The 13,594-nt window shown below is 71.3% G+C and carries 9 protein-coding genes and 1 pseudogene; 7 read left to right on the plus strand and 3 right to left on the minus strand.

All coding sequences use genetic code 11. The features are described 5' to 3' along the window. Positions 1 to 13: 13 nt before the first annotated feature. The 4 genes from ACXKR8_RS05755 (at position 14) to ACXKR8_RS05770 (ending at position 6,728) form a co-directional block, all read left to right on the plus strand. A complete protein-coding gene (locus tag ACXKR8_RS05755; RefSeq protein ID WP_458271800.1) occupies positions 14 to 295 on the plus strand; it encodes a hypothetical protein in 282 nt (93 codons plus the stop codon). A 327-nt stretch (positions 296 to 622) separates the two neighbouring features. Further along, complete coding sequence (locus tag ACXKR8_RS05760) at positions 623 to 1,036, plus strand: hypothetical protein (protein ID WP_458271801.1); 414 nt, start codon at positions 623 to 625, stop codon at positions 1,034 to 1,036. Positions 1,037 to 1,101: 65 nt separating this feature from the next. After that, a complete protein-coding gene (gene mgtA, locus ACXKR8_RS05765; RefSeq protein ID WP_458271802.1) occupies positions 1,102 to 3,723 on the plus strand; it encodes a magnesium-translocating P-type ATPase in 2,622 nt (873 codons plus the stop codon). Positions 3,724 to 3,911: 188 nt separating this feature from the next. Then, positions 3,912 to 6,728, plus strand: a complete 2,817-nt coding sequence (locus ACXKR8_RS05770) for a cation-translocating P-type ATPase (RefSeq protein WP_458271803.1) — start codon at positions 3,912 to 3,914, stop codon at positions 6,726 to 6,728. Here ACXKR8_RS05770 and ACXKR8_RS05775 read toward each other — a convergent pair. Together ACXKR8_RS05775 and ACXKR8_RS05780 are read right to left on the minus strand one after the other, a co-directional pair. After that, positions 6,703 to 7,653: a ribose-phosphate diphosphokinase gene (locus tag ACXKR8_RS05775; RefSeq protein WP_458271804.1), complete on the minus strand. Its 951-nt coding sequence runs from the start codon at positions 7,651 to 7,653 to the stop codon at positions 6,703 to 6,705. The genes ACXKR8_RS05770 and ACXKR8_RS05775 overlap by 26 nt on opposite strands. 44 nt (positions 7,654 to 7,697) lie before the next feature. Beyond that, positions 7,698 to 8,573, minus strand: a complete 876-nt coding sequence (locus tag ACXKR8_RS05780) for a universal stress protein (RefSeq protein WP_458271805.1) — start codon at positions 8,571 to 8,573, stop codon at positions 7,698 to 7,700. Between the two features lie 320 nt (positions 8,574 to 8,893). On the opposite strand from ACXKR8_RS05780, the gene ACXKR8_RS05785 reads away from it, so the two are divergent. Beyond that, entirely contained in the window at positions 8,894 to 9,583 is a 690-nt protein-coding gene (locus ACXKR8_RS05785; RefSeq protein WP_458271806.1) for a CBS domain-containing protein, read from the plus strand. Between the two features lie 7 nt (positions 9,584 to 9,590). Here ACXKR8_RS05785 and ACXKR8_RS05790 read toward each other — a convergent pair. Continuing rightward, positions 9,591 to 11,301: pseudogene (locus tag ACXKR8_RS05790) on the minus strand (GAF domain-containing sensor histidine kinase). Between the two features lie 213 nt (positions 11,302 to 11,514). Here ACXKR8_RS05790 and ACXKR8_RS05795 point away from each other — a divergent pair. Next, complete coding sequence (locus ACXKR8_RS05795) at positions 11,515 to 11,868, plus strand: ArsR/SmtB family transcription factor (RefSeq protein ID WP_458274909.1); 354 nt, start codon at positions 11,515 to 11,517, stop codon at positions 11,866 to 11,868. A gap of 95 nt (positions 11,869 to 11,963) precedes the next feature. Further along, positions 11,964 to 13,589: a SulP family inorganic anion transporter gene (locus tag ACXKR8_RS05800; RefSeq protein ID WP_458271808.1), complete on the plus strand. Its 1,626-nt coding sequence runs from the start codon at positions 11,964 to 11,966 to the stop codon at positions 13,587 to 13,589. Positions 13,590 to 13,594: the final 5 nt, after the last annotated feature.

A 13,594-nucleotide genomic window follows, 5' to 3' on the forward strand; every position in this document is an offset into this window, starting at 1 on the left:
GAGTTCACCCCCGATGATGTCGACACTGGAAACCCCCGCCGTGCACCACCTGACTGTGACTCAGAACGCGCCCCACGGAGGTGTCTTCACTCCCGGTTGCTTCGATTCCTGGATCGGGGAGAGCATCCCGATCACCGTCACCGAACCCCCCTTCCGCGGCGCCGCATTCACTCTCCTCAGCTACCGGCTCACCGAGCACGGCACGGTGGCGCTGCTGGACCTGGAAGCCGAGAGCGCGGAGGAACAGGACATCGGCCTGGAACCAATGCTCCCATCCGCTCAGCCACCTGCGTGACCTCGGGGCGAACCCCACCGGCTCAGAGGGCGCTCATCAGCGGTGCGGCAGCGTCGTCCTCTCAACGCCGGCCACCATGGGGCTGGTTTCCTGGTCCTGAGATACCAGAAGGACTAGTCTGGAAGTTCGACGTCCCGGACCCCGACGTGGTCACCGTCCGGTATCGCGCCGGACGCATAGGCATCCGGGAGCGATCACCGTGAACGGAATACTCAGAACAGCTGTCCCCCGCCCTCCCGCGCTGGTGGCGCGTGCCTTGAGGACTCCGAAGCGGCGCTTGGGCCGGTCTCGATGACCGCCTCCCAGGCACAAGGGTCCGGGATCCCCTTGGCTGAGGTGCCGGGCAGTGCGCTCATCGCCCGTCAGCACTCCATCACCAGATGGTGTGACTTCCACCTGATGGCGGTCTACCAGTTGGCTCCGCTGATGACCGATCGGCCGGCCGTGGTCGCCTCGGCACTCGCCGAGGTACTCGCCGATCCGCGGAACTCGACCGGCCGGCGCACACGACGGCCGCGGAACACTCGCGCCTTCCCGTTCTCCAGTGACCGGTGCCCCGAGGAAGCCTCTTCGCTGGACCGGGTCGAGCTGGCCCTGGGTCTCCTGGGAGAGCGCACCAGCGCCGGTGTCTCCGTGATGCTGGGAGTGCCCGAGCATGAGGTCGTCGCTCGCCTGCACTCCGGACTGATCGCCCTGTTCGCTCCCTGCGACCGCCGCGACCCCCGCAGTCGCCGACGATGAACGTCGCAGCCCCAGCGGCGCCCCCCGAACCTGACACCGGAGTGGTCACAGCCGGTACCCGACCGGTGCCGGACCTGCTCCGTGACCTGGGCACGACCGCCGGCCAGGGTCTGAGTGGCGAGGAAGTCACTCGACGCCAGGCGACGTTCGGCCCCAACGCCGTGTCCTCGCACCGGGCCCGGGTGCTGCCGGTGCTGTGGCACCAACTGCGCTCCCCCTTGCTGGGGTTGCTGCTGATCGCGGCCGTGGCGTCGTACCTGGTGGGTGAGCGCAGCGACGCCGTGATCATCGGTGTGATCGTCGCGGTGTCGGTGGGGCTCGGTTTCGTCAACGAGTACCGGGCCGAGAAGGCCGCTGAGGCCCTGCACTCGCAGATCCATCACACCAGCGTCGTCATCCGTGACGGCAAGCCGGCCGATGTGGACGTCACCGCCCTGGTGCCGGGTGACCTGGTCGAGCTGCAGCTGGGCGACATCGTCCCGGCCGACCTCCGGTTGCTGGCGGTGACCGGCCTGGAGTGCGACGAGTCGGTGCTGACCGGCGAGTCGCTGCCGGTCGACAAGACCACCTCCGCGGTCCCGGCCGGGACGCCCCTGGCCGAGCTGGCCGGATGCGCGCTGATGGGCACGGTGGTGCGGGCCGGGAGCGGCACCGGCGTCGTGGTGGCCACCGGGGCGCGGACCGAGTTCGGCAAGATCGCCGCCGGTCTGAGCACCCATCAGCTGGACACCGCGTTCCAGGTCGGCCTGCGCCGGTTCTCCATGCTGCTGGTGTACGTCGCCGGGGCGCTGACCTCGTCGATCTTCGTGATCAACGTGGTCCTGCACAAGCCGATCATCGACGCCCTGCTGTTCTCGCTGGCGATCGCGGTCGGCATCACCCCGCAACTGCTCCCGGCCGTGGTCTCCACCAGCCTCGCGGCCGGCTCCCGGCGGATGAGCGCGCGCAAGGTCCTGGTCAAACGATTGGTGTGCATCGAGGACCTGGGCGACGTCGACGTCCTGTTCACGGACAAGACCGGCACCCTGACGCTGGGCCGCATCGACTACATGCGTGCGGTGGCGACCGGTGACGAGAACCGGGACACGGTCCTGCGCTGGGGACTGCTGTGCACCGAGAACGCCGCCGAGAACGCAGCCGGCAACGCCACCGGGGACGGCGAAACCGTCGGCGGGAACCCGCTCGACCAGGCCCTGTGGCGCTCACCCGCCGCAGCCGGCGAACGGTCCGCACTCGCCGACTGGACCCAGCGGGCGGTGCTGCCGTTCGACCATGAGCGCAACATGGTCTCGGTCCTGGTCAGGGACACGAAGGGGACAACGACACAGATCACCAAGGGCGCACCGGAGACCGTCCTCGACCGCTGCACCGACGTGCCCGACGCCGCGCGCCGGGCCCTGGCGGCCGAGTTCGCCGCCGGCAACCGCGTCATCGCCGTGGCCACCCGCACCACCGCTGCCGACACCGACAGCCTCACCCCCGCGGACGAACGCGGGCTGCGCCTGGCCGGTCTGCTGGTCTTCCTGGACCCGCCCAAGCAGGACGCGGCCGCGGCCCTGCGCCGGCTGGCCGACCTGGGCATCGTGGTCAAGGTCGTCACCGGCGACAACCCCGCCGTCGCCGTCAAGGTCTGCCGCGACCTGGGCCTGGGCGGGGGCGACGCGCTCACCGGCGCCGACCTCGACGCCATGGACGACACCCAACTCGCCGCCGCGATCGCCGCCACCACCGTCTTCGCCCGGGTCAGTCCCGAGGACAAGGCCCGCATCGTCCACACCCAGCGCCGCAGCGGCGGCGGGGTCGCCTTCCTGGGCGACGGGGTCAACGACGCCCTGGCCCTGCACGCCGCGGACGTCGGCATCTCCGTGGACTCGGCCACCGACGTCGCCAAGGACGCCGCCGACGTGATCCTGCTGGAGAAGGACCTCGACGTGCTGGCCGACGGCGTCGCCGAAGGGCGGCGGATCTTCGCCAACACCATCAAGTACGTGCTGATGGGGACCTCCAGCAACTTCGGCAACATGGCCTCGGCCGCGGGCGCGTCCCTGTTCCTGTCCTTCCTGCCGATGCTGCCCTCGCAGATCCTGCTGAACAACCTGCTCTACGACACCAGCCAACTGGCCATCCCCACCGACAACGTCGACGAGGAGCAGTTGCGCAAGCCCTCGCACTGGGACATCTCGTTCATCCGTCGCTTCATGGTCTGCTTCGGGCCGCTCAGCTCGGTGTTCGACTTCCTCACCTTCGGCGTGATGCTCTGGGTGTTCCACTCAGGACCGGCGCAGTTCCGCTCCGGCTGGTTCGTGGAGTCCCTGGCCACCCAGACCCTGGTGATCTTCGCGATCCGCACCCGCCGCATCCCGTTCTTCCGCAGCCACCCCAGCCTGCCGCTGACCCTGGCCGCCCTGAGCGTGGTCGCCGTCGGCGCACTGCTCCCAGCCACCCCGCTGGCCCACACGCTGGGCTTCCAGCCCCTGCCCGGCGCCTTCTTCGGCGCCCTGGTCGCCATGGTGCTGGGCTACCTCGCCCTGATCGAGGCCGGCAAACGGATCTTCTACCGCGCCGAACGCGCCACCCCGACCAAGCGAACGCCCTACAGCCGGCACCGCCACCTGCGCCGCCGCCTCGCCTACTTCAGCACCGCCGCCGCGACCGGCCCCGCCACCAGGTCGACGCGGAAGGCCTGAGGGCCCGGTGCGGGCCCGGCCCGGCCGGTCAGCCACCGGCAGGGACCATTGGCCCTCCGCCCGGCCCCCACCGGTCCCTGCACCAGCGGTGCCATGCGGAACCAGGATGAGGATCAACGGCGCGCCCGCCGTGAACCGATGAAACCTCCCCGAGATCCTCAACCGACCCGGATCGGAAGCGCAGGCTGATGAGCACCACTGCGACCACCACTCCCCCGACCGAAGCCGCCCCTCCGCCCGCCGATCCCCGTGAACCGCTGACGGACCTGTTCCAGGACCTCAACAGCTCCCCGCAGGGACTGCCGGCTCGCGAGGCGGCCCGCAGGCTGATCGCCTACGGGCCGAACTCCCTGGTGCGGCGCGGTGGTCGCCGGTGGCCCGGCGAGGTGGCCCGTCAGCTCACGCACCCGCTGGCGCTGGTCCTGGCCCTGGCGGCGGTGCTGGCGGGAGTGACCGGGTCGCTGCCGCTGGCGGTGGCGATCGCCGTGGTCATCGTGCTCAACGCGGTGTTCGCGTTCGTCCAGGAGATGCAGGCGGAGAAGGCCGTCGAGGCCCTGGCCGCGTTCCTGCCCGCACGCGCCCGGGTGATCCGCGACGGCGAGCGGCAGGAGGTCCCCGCCGCTGATCTGGTGCCGGGCGACCTGCTGGTCCTGGAGGAGGGCGAACGGGTCTGCGCGGACGCCCGGCTGTCCTCCGGCGGCCTGGAGGTGGACCTGTCGGCGCTGACCGGGGAGTCCGTCCCGGTCTACCGGGCGGCCGACCTGCTGGACACCGACGGTCCGCTGCTCTACAGCCGCGACGTCGTCTTCAGCGGCACGGTCTGCACCGGGGGCCAGGCCCAGGCGGTGGTGACCGCCACCGGCATGAACACCGAGCTGGGCCGGGTCGCCGCGCTCAGCCAGGGCGTCAAGCGCGACGAGAGCCCGCTGGAGCACCAGGTCAAACGGGTGGCCTGGCTGATCGCCGCGGTGGGTCTCGGCGTCGCGGCCGCGTTCGTTCCGCTGGGACTGGTGGCCGGACTCTCCGTCGCGGCCGCGATCACCTTCGCGGTCGGCCTGCTGGTGGCCAACGTGCCCGAGGGGCTGCTGCCCACCATCACCCTGGCCCTGGCCGTCGGGGTCCGGGATCTGGCGAAGCGCGGCGCGGTCGTCAAACGCCTGTCGGCGGTGGAGACCCTGGGATCGACCACGGTCATCTGCACAGACAAGACCGGCACCCTGACCGAGAACCGGATGAAGGTCACCCAGCTGTGGACCCTGGCGGCCACCGTCGAACCCGGCAGCGCCCCGGCCGAACCGGCGCCGTCCCTGCGGACGCTCGTCCGGGCCGCCGCCCTGTGCACCACCGCGACGCTGTCCGCCGACCCGGCGGTCCCCTCGCACGGGGACCCCACCGAGATCGCCCTGCTGCAGGTGGCCGCCCTGCTGGACCGGGCGCCGGACACCGCCGGCCGCGACCGAAACCGCCGGACCCTGTTCCCCTTCGATCCGCGCCTCAAGCTGATGTCCACCCTGGAGAACTCGGGCAACGGGACGGGCTGGACCAGCCACACCAAGGGCGCTCCCGAAGCGGTCCTGGCCCACAGCCGTGCGGTCCTGGACCAGGACGCCGCCCGGCCGCTCACCGACGCCGACCGCACCTCGATCGGCCAGGTGGTCGAGGACTACGCCAAGCAGGGCCTGCGGGTCCTGGCCATCGCCCGGCGCGACTCCGCACCCGGCGAAGCCGTCCCCGGCGACCGCGCGGTGCTGGAGGACGGCCTGTGCCTGCTGGGCCTGGTCGCCATGCAGGACCCGCCCCGCCCCCAGGTCGCCGCCGCGATCGAACAGGCCCACCGGGCCGGCATCAGGATCCATGTCGTCACCGGCGACAACGGCCTGACCGCCACCGCCATCGCCCGCACCGTCGGCATCGGCACCGGCCCGGCCGGCACCCGGGTCATCACCGACGCCTCGCTCGACACCATCAGCGAAGCCGAGCTGGACGCGGCACTGACCTCAGGGCAGGAACTGGTCTTCGCCCGCAGCGCCCCCGAGGTGAAACTGCGGATCGCCGACGCCCTCCGCGATCTCGGCCAGGTCGTCGCCATGACCGGCGACGGCGTCAACGACGCCCCCGCACTGCGCCGCGCCGACATCGGCATCGCCATGGGCCGCTCGGGCACCGACGTGGCCAGGGAAGCAGCCACCATGGTGCTCACCGACGACGACTTCGCGACCATCATCGCCGCGGTCGAAGCCGGACGCCGGGTCTACGACAACGTGCGCAAGTTCATCCTCTACATCTTCGCCCACCTGCTCCCGGAGATCGTGCCCTTCCTGGTCTTCGCCCTGTGCGGCGGCCTGGTCCCGATGCCGCTGACGGTGATGCAGCTGCTGGCCATCGACCTGGGCACCGACACCCTGCCCGCCCTCGCGCTGTCCCGTGAACCGGCCGAGCCCGGCCTGATGGACCGTCCGCCGCGCAAACGCACCGACGGCGTGATCAACAAAGCCCTGCTCGTCCGGGCCTGGGCCTTCCTCGGGCTGATCTCAGCGGCGCTGGTCATGGGCGGCTACTTCCTCACCCTCACCCGGGCCGGCTGGCACCCCGGCGACGCCGTGGGCTCCGGCACCGCACTGCACCACGCCTACCTGCAGGCCTCCACCACCGCCTGGCTGGGCATCGTCGCCTGCCAGATCGGCACCGCCTTCGCCGCCCGCACCGACCACGCCTCGCTGCGCACCGTCGGGCTGTTCACCAACCGCCCGCTGCTGGCCGGCATCGGCTTCAGTCTGCTGTTCGCCGCCGCCGTGGTCTACCTGCCGTTCCTGCACTCCCTGTTCGGCACCGCCGCACTGGGCCCGGCCCAACTGGCCACCGTCCTGCCGTTCCCCTTCATCGTCTGGGGAGCCGACGAACTGCGCCGGGCCCACCGCCGGCGCAAGGCGGCACGGGGGCCGGCGAGTCAGCTCCTGCCGTCACCCGCGAACGGGCCACTCACCCTGCCTCGAACAGGGCGCTGACCGATTCGCCGTTGTGGATCCGTCGCATCGCCTCGGCCAGGGCCGGGGCGATCGACAGGACCCGCAGCTTGTCGGTGCGCTTCTCGGCCGGGATCGGCACGGTGTCGGTACACACGATCTCCAGCACGTCCTGCTGGTCGGACAGCCGCTTGAGGGCACCGGCCGCGAACAGACCATGGGTGCAGGCCACGCGGATGCTGCGGGCCCCGCGAACCCGCAGGTGGTCCAGGAGTTCCAGGACGGTGCTGCCCTTGGCGATCTCGTCGTCCAGGACGATGACGTCACGGCCCTCGATCTCGCCGATGACCGAGCTGATCCGGACCTGGTCGTCGGCAAAGCGCTGCTTGGACCCGGCCGCGACCTCGACATCCGCTCCGAGAAGTCGGGCGAAGGCCGCGGCGGGCTTGGCGTTGCCCAGGTCCGGTGAGACGACGGTGGTCCGGGACAGGTCACCGTCGCGAAAGTGCCGGGCGAGTTCGCGCAGCGCGTGCAGGTGGTCCACCGGCACCGAGAAGAAGCCGTGCACCTGCGGCGAGTGCAGGGTCATCGCCAGCACCCGCCCTGCTCCCGCGGTCACCAGCAGATCGGCCATCAGGCGCCCGGCGATGGAGATCCGCGGGGCGTCCTTCTTGTCGGAGCGGGCGTAGGCGTAGTGCGGCAGCACCACGGTGATCCGGGAGGCCGAGGCACCGCGTGCGGCGTCGCACATCAGCAGCAGTTCCACCAGGTTCTCCTGGACCGGAACCACCAGCGGCTGGATCAGGAAGACGTCCCGCTCACGGCAGTTGGCCTCGAGCTGGACCTCCAGGCAGTCATTGGCGAACCGTGTGGTCCGCACCGGGCTGAGCGGAAGCCCGAGATGGGCGCAGACCTCGGCCGCCAGCTCGGGGTGGGCGCTTCCACTGAACACGGCGATCTCTCGCACCGGTGTCTCCTTGCTGGATTGGCGGGGCGGGGCGAGCGCGCCGGTCAGACGGCGGGACCGGACTCGTCCGGAAGCGGTGTGCCGGCGACGACGGCGACCGGGCAGGGCGCGTACAGCAGCATGGCATGGTTGACCGGGCCGAGCTGGAGTCCGAGGTGCCCGGGATGGCGGTGCGCCCCGACCACGACCAGTTCCGCGCTCGCGGCCTCGTGCAGCAACAGGCCCGTCGGCGGCCTCGGGGCGGACCTGCGCACCACCTGCACGCGGAAGGTACCGGTCTGCCGCTCCGTCGCGGCGTCCAGGAGCTCCATGGCGTGTTCCACCACGGTGTCCATCAGCGCGGCAGCCCCGGCCGGGTGGCCGGCCGTGGCATGGACCACGTGCAGGTCCGCCTGCCGCAGGACGGCCTCACCGACAGCGAACTCGGTCGCCGCCACTGCCTCGTGCGGACCGAGGGCCAGCACGACCCGCCGACGCGGGCGGTCGCTCTGCTCGCCGACGGCGCGTACGACGATCACCGGGCAGGTGGCGTGCGCGGCCACTCGCAGACTGACCGATCCCAGCAGAAGTCCGTGGAACCCTCCGCGTCCGCGCGAGCCCAGGACGAGCAGCGGAGCGGGGCCGAGCAGTTCCAGCAGTGCGGTCACCGGCTCCGCGGCGAGCACCTCGGTGGCCAGCTCAAGGCCGGGCCGGCGCACTTCCGCCCGCTCGGCGGCGGCGAACAACATTTCCTGGACCAGTTTGCGCTCCGAGTCGGGGTCCCCGTCGTCCTCGACGCCCTGCTCATAGCGCTCGCGCACGGAGGCGTGGACCAGCCGCAACCCCAGGCCGCGGCGGAACGCCTCGTCGGCGGCCCAGTCCACCGCCAGCAGGCTCGACGGCGAACCGTCCACGGCAACGACGACCTCGGCGATCTCCACGATTTCCTCCTGGCAGTGAGCGGGTTCGGACCTGACCGACTCTTGTCCCTGCTACACCGTCCCGCTCGCATGCGCGACCTGTCGTGGGCCGCAAGGGTCCCGACCGAGGGCCGAACGGCCTCACTTCTGACATGGGACCGCCGCGTCTCCGCCAGGTGGCGGTAGAGGACGGGGCTGACCGGTCCCTGTCTCAGGGCCTGTTGGTCCCTGTGCGGCGGTGAGGGCAACGCGCAGAGTGGACGTGTGTACCGGCCGAAGGCCCTTGCAAGCCCCACCGCGACCCGCGGTGACCGTGCCGCGCACCGAAGGAGTGAACGTCCATGCAGCACCGCACCGTCCAGGACGTGATGACCCACGAGGTGGCCACCGTCCGCCGCGACACCCCGTTCAAGACCATCGCCCAGTTGCTCGCCGGAAGCGACGTCACGGCGGTCCCCGTGGTCGACGGGCAGCACCGGCCGATCGGGATCGTGTCCGACTCGGACCTGCTGCGCAAGGAGCAGGTCCAGCCCGAGCCCGAGGACCGCTCCCCCGTCGCCTGGCTGCACCCCCGTGACCGTGCCCGCGCGGAGGCGGAGACCGCCGAGGGTCTGATGAACACCCAGGTGTTCACCGCCCGTCCGGAGTGGAGCGTGGTGGAGGCCGCCCGCACGATGGACCGCCGGCACGTCAAGCGCCTGCCGGTGGTCGACGACACAGGGACACTGGTCGGCATCGTCAGCCGCGGCGACCTGCTCCGGGTGTTCCTGCGCCACGACACCGCCCTCCGCGAGGAGATCGTCCAGGACGTGCTCCAGAACACCCTCTACCTCGCGCCCGACGAGGTGCAGGTCGAGGTCCTCGACGGCATCGTCACGCTGCGCGGTGAGGTGGGTCGCAAGAGCACGCTCCCCATCGTGTTGCGCCTGTGCCGCACCGTCGACGGCGTCGTCGCGGTCCACAACCAGCTCCGTTACACCTTCGACGACTCCGGCGACGTCGAACCGGCCAAGGTGCACGGCATTCTGTAGTCGGAGGTCAATCGCGTCTGATCGGCACCCGCCACACCAGCCGGGTCCCGTGCGGGACCCCCGGGGCGACGGTGAACGTCCCCCCGCGCTGCCGGGCCCGCTCGTCGAGATTGACCAGCCCGCTGCGGGCCGCGCCGTCCGCGATGCCGACTCCGTCGTCGACCACCGTCAGGGTGAGGTCCGTTCGCGTCGCCGCGACCGTGACCTCGACCGCCCCAGCCTTGGCATGGCGGGCCGTATTGCTCAGCGCTTCGCCCAGCACCGCCAGCAGGCTCGCGACGAGGTCGCTGGGGACTTCCGTGTCCAGCAGGCCCTCCATCTGCAGCCCGGGTGTGCAGCCGAGGGCCGCGACCGCCCGCTCGACCGTTTCGACGATGCGGGCGCGCAGACCATGGCCGCTGGGTCCGGTGTCGCGGGCACGCAGGCCGAAGATGGTCGAGCGGATGATCTTCACGGTGGAGTCCAGGTCGTCCACGGCGCGGTGCACCCGCTCCAGGGCCTCCGGATGGTCGATGAAGCGCTCGACGCTCTGCAGCGTCATCCCGGTCGCGAACAGCCGCTGGATCGCCAGGTCGTGCAGGTCGCGGGCGATCCGGTCACGGTCCTCCAGCAGGGCGATCTGCTCGGCGTCGCGACGCCGCTCGGCCAGCTCCAGCGCCAGCGCGGCCTGCCCGGCGAACCCCAGCAGCGGGCCCGCGTCCTCCGTGGTGAACTCGGCAGCGCCTTCGGCGCGCGCGAGCGCCAGAACCCCGCGCACCCCGCCCTCGACCGTCCCCATCCGCACCGCCACGGCGGGTCCGAGGCCCGACCAACGCACCGGGCCGGTGGTGATCCGGGGGTCCTTGCTGACGTCGGCGCTGATGATCGGTTCCCCGGACCGCAGCGCGGACCCGACGAAGGAGCCGTCCACCGGCAGCACCAGGCCGCGGTGGGCCTCGGCTCCCTCACCGGCAGCCAGCTCGACCATCATGTCCGTCTCGCCGAAGGGCAGGGCGACCACGGCCTGGACGGACTCGCCGATGTCTCTGGCCCGTTCGGCGAGCAGGTGCAGCACCTCGGCCCGCCCGGCTCCGGTGAGCAGGCTGTTGGTGATCTCGGCGCTGGCGGTCAGCCAGCGCTCGCGCTGCCGGGCCCGACTGTGCAGCCGGGCATTGTCGATGGCAACCCCGGCCGCCACCGCCAGCGTCGCCAGGACCGCCTCGTCCTCGGCGTCGAACCTGCCGCCACCGTGCTTCTCCGTCAGATAGATGTTGCCGAACACCTCACCGCGTACCCGGATCGGCACACCGAGGAAGGTGCTCATCGGCGGATGGTTCGGCGGGAAGCCGAGCGAGGCCGGGTGCGAGGACAGTTCCGTCAGCCGCAGCGGCACCGGGTTGCTGATCAGCTCCCCGAGCAGGCCGCGCCCCTGCGGAGCCGATCCGATCGCCGCCTCCTGCGCTTCGTCGAGGCCGACGGTGATGAACTGGGACAGCCGCCCGCCCTCACCGATCACTCCCAACGCGCCGTACCGGGCATCCACCAGCGCCACCGCGGCTTCCCACGATGTGCTGGCAGCACTGGTCGAGTTCCAGTTCCCTGCCGACCGTCAGGACCGCTTCCAGCAGGCTGCGCACCTGATCTCTCGCGTCGCGGGCCAGGTCCAGTCGCGCCTCCAGTTCATCGAGCATCGTGTCCAGTCGGAGTTCGCCCTGCTCGTCCTCTGTCTCGTCGATCATGTGGATCTCCCTAGGGAACGCTGCCCGACCGTCGCCGCCATCAAGGCGGCAGGGCTCCAGCAGGGTTCCACTGGCCCTCTACCCCACCCCCCTCGGCCCATCCGCCGTATCCCGCAGCGCATCACCGCCGGCGCCGACGAGATGATTTCCGTCGTGTTATCAATTGAAGTATTCTTCAATTGATAACACGATCGAGTGGAGGCCTTGATGGCAGTGCCTGTTCCGCTGTACCAGGCGAAGGCAGACTTCTTCCGGATGCTCGGGCATCCGGTGCGGATCCGGGTCCTGGAGCTGCTGCAGGACGGGCCGCTGCCGGTGCGCGACCTGCTGGCGCAGATCGAGGTGGAGCGCTCCAACCTGTCGCAGCAGCTGGCGGTGCTGCGACGCTCGGGCATAGTGACGGCCACCCGTGAGGGCGACACCGTGGTCTACGCCCTGGCCGGCGGGGACGTCGCCGAGCTGATGCGCGCCGCACGGCGGATCCTGACCGTCCTGCTCTCCGGGCAGCAGGAGTTGCTGGCCGAGCTGTACGAGGTCGACCGTGAGGGCACGGCGACGAGCGCGTGAGCGCCTCCGGTGCGACCGGAGGCATCGGGCGAGCAGCACGGCTCGTACGCGACCGGCTGGTGGGGGTCCTGCCCGACCGGCACACCCTCGCGAGCATGGGCCGTTCCCCGCGCAAGGACCTGGTGGCAGGGTTGACTGTCGCCGTGGTGGCGCTGCCGCTGGCGCTGGGATTCGGGATCTCCTCGGGCGCCGGGGCTCAGGCCGGGCTGGTGACCGCAGTGATCGCCGGAGCACTCGCCGCGGTCTTCGGCGGCTCGAACCTGCAGGTCTCGGGGCCCACCGGGGCGATGACCGTGGTGCTGGTCCCGGTGGTGCACCAGTACGGCACCAAGGGTCTGCTGACCGTCGGGCTGCTGTCCGGGGTCATGCTGGTCCTGCTGGCCCTGCTTCGTGCGGGCCGTTTCATGGTCTACGTCCCGGTACCGGTGGTGGAGGGCTTCACCGTCGGCATCGCCGCTGTGATCGCCCTGCAGCAGATTCCCGGCGCGCTCGGAGTCAGAACACCCTCGGGCGACAATCCCGCCCTGGTGGCCTTCTCGGCGGTCCGCGACTTTCTCGTCCACCCGAACGGGGCCGCGCTCGCGCTGACCGCCGGCGTAGTGGTGATCATGCTGGTGGGCGCACACTGGCGACCGGCGATCCCGTTCTCGCTGCTCGCCGTTGTCGCGGCGACCCTCGTCGCCGCCCTGGCGCCCCTGCACGTGGCCATGATCGGGCACCTGCCCGCCGGGATTCCCGCGCCCTCGCTGGCCTTCCTGCACCCGTCGGCGATCCCCTCCCTGCTGCCGTCGGCGCTGGCGGTCGCCGCACTGGCCGCGCTGGAGTCGCTGATGGCGGCGACCGCCGCCGACGCGATGAGCGTCTCCGAGCGGCACGACTCCGACCGGGAGCTGTTCGGCCAGGGCCTGGCCAACCTGGTCGTCCCGCTGTTCGGAGGTGTCGCCGCGACCGGCGCCATCGCCCGGACCGCCGTCAACGTCCGCACCGGGGCCTCGTCGCGGCTCGCAGCCCTGGTCCACGCCGGAGTCCTCGCCGTGATCATCTTCGCTGCCGCGCCGCTGGTCGGCGGAATCCCGCTGGCGGCCCTGGCCGGTGTGCTGATCGCCACGGCGATCCGGATGGTCGAGGTCGGCTCCCTGCGCGCGCTGGCCCGAAGTGGCCGCGGCGAGGCCCTGGTCCTGGCCCTGACCGCCACCGCCACCCTCGCGTTCAACCTGGTCACCGCCGTGGTCGCGGGACTGCTGGTGTCCGGGGTCCTGGCGCTGCGCGCGGTGGCCCGTGGTGCTCAGGTCGAACAGGTGCCGCTGCACGAGGGGCTGCCGCCGGCCGACCACCACCAGGAGGAGCAGGCACTGCTGGCGGAGCACATCGTCGCCTACCGTCTGGACGGGCCGCTGCTGTTCGCCGCCGCCCACCGCTTTCTGCTGGAACTGACCGAGAACACCCAGCTCAGGGTGGTGATCCTGCGGATGTCACGGATCAGCGCGATGGACGCCTCCGGCGCCAGGGTGCTGGGCGACGTGATCGACAGACTCACCGAGCGCGGCACGCTCGTCCTGGTCTCCGGGATCCGCGAAGCCCACCGCACCCGGCTGGACGCCCTCGGCGTCCTGGACCAACTGGACGCCGAGGGCCGGGTGTTCCCGTCCACCCCCCAGGCCATCGCCTACGCGCGCACCTACCTGCAGAGCGAGGGCCTGCTGACCGGCGCGGGCCGGTGAGGCGT

This window comes from Streptacidiphilus sp. PAMC 29251 (assembly GCF_054208735.2).

What these genes read in the sequence shown, in the direction of transcription:
- ACXKR8_RS05755 (WP_458271800.1), top strand. Translation starts at nt 14, where the DNA reads ATGATGTCGACACTGGAAACCCCCGCCGTGCACCACCTGACTGTGACT.
- ACXKR8_RS05770 (WP_458271803.1), top strand. Translation starts at nt 3,912, where the DNA reads ATGAGCACCACTGCGACCACCACTCCCCCGACCGAAGCCGCCCCTCCG.
- ACXKR8_RS05785 (WP_458271806.1), top strand. Translation starts at nt 8,894, where the DNA reads ATGCAGCACCGCACCGTCCAGGACGTGATGACCCACGAGGTGGCCACC.
- ACXKR8_RS05800 (WP_458271808.1), top strand. Translation starts at nt 11,964, where the DNA reads ATGGGCCGTTCCCCGCGCAAGGACCTGGTGGCAGGGTTGACTGTCGCC.